This window comes from Frankia sp. CeTa3Moorea, from assembly GCF_978021225.1.
Genome location: NZ_CDXDOR010000161.1, coordinates 9,422 through 10,606 on the forward strand (window position 1 = coordinate 9,422; position 1,185 = coordinate 10,606).

Annotated in this window: 1 pseudogene; it reads right to left on the minus strand. The window is 69.1% G+C overall.

The features are described from left to right. Positions 1 to 754 (minus strand): annotated as a pseudogene (locus tag AC08OV_RS20715) (hypothetical protein); the annotation flags it as partial. Positions 755 to 1,185: the final 431 nt, after the last annotated feature.

Below are 1,185 nucleotides of genomic sequence, written 5' to 3' on the forward strand. Positions count from 1 at the left end.
GCCCGGGACCCACGCTGTACCCGAACACCTGCCGGCCCGCGTCCGCGCGTGCCCCGTAGATGACGACGTAGGCCAGAACCACGAGCGCGACGACCGAGACGAGCTGCCGTCGGCGTATGGGAATCCCGACGATGGACAGTAGGTAGATCACCGCGCCCGCCGCTATCGCCACCGGCAGCCGCTGCCCCGCCAGTGTGTGCAACGTACACTGGATGCCGAGCACCGGGAGGAATCCGCGGCCCTTCGTCCGCACGAGCACGGCGAAGCTTCCCAGGGCGAGGCCGACGACCAGGAACTGCGTCGCGAAGCCGCTGACGAGGTAGGGACTGCCGGTGACCGTCGAGGGGTCCGCGTCGCCGGACGAGGTGTTCCTGCCGACCGCTGTCACGGCCACCGCAGCCAGGGCCAGCGGAGTCAGGACCCGCCAGTCGAAGAAGTCCAAGACTTCCTCCCGGCGGCAACCGGTGGACGGCGGCGTGCGTTGGGTTGCGAAGCGATAACCGGAAGCGAACGCGAGCAGGGAGAACCCGACCAGAACGGTGTAGGCCGCGACGTCGGACTCCGTGGTCAACAGCCGGTTGTCACTGTAGGACGGCACCAGGACCTGCAGGACCTCCGTCACCCCGTGGTAGGCGATGGCGGCACCGACGAACATCAGCCCGAGACTGGACACGGCGCGCCGGCCCCGACCGCGAACCACCACGACCAAGGCGAGCCCCTGCAGCAGCAGACCCAGCGCTAGCGTGGCCGACACACCGCGCCTCCGCCCGTCGTGCCGGGTGCTCTCCGGGGGAGCCCCGGTCCGATGGTGACCGGCCCGGGCGACCCGAACCGCGCCATCCTTCCCGCATGGTGAACAGGCTTGATAAATCCGTTTACAGACGATCTCTGAACGGCCGCCGTTGCACGTCTGCTTCCGGCGTTAGGCTGAAGACCGTCGACCGGATAGCTCCGCGTGCTGCCCATGAACATCTCCGGACCGATCTCTACCGGGCCGCAGCCCAGATCTTCGTCGACCTCGTGGAGTACACCGACTTCCCACGGGCCTGAGCCGGGCCGGTGGTGGACGGGCCGGGTCACGACGCCGCGGGTGGGGGGCCTCGCGGTTGGCTCCCCGCAGCGCCAGCGTCATGATCCTGCGTTCCGGAGGTTGCTCCGGAACGGCCGCGGCGGTGTCGGTTGTTC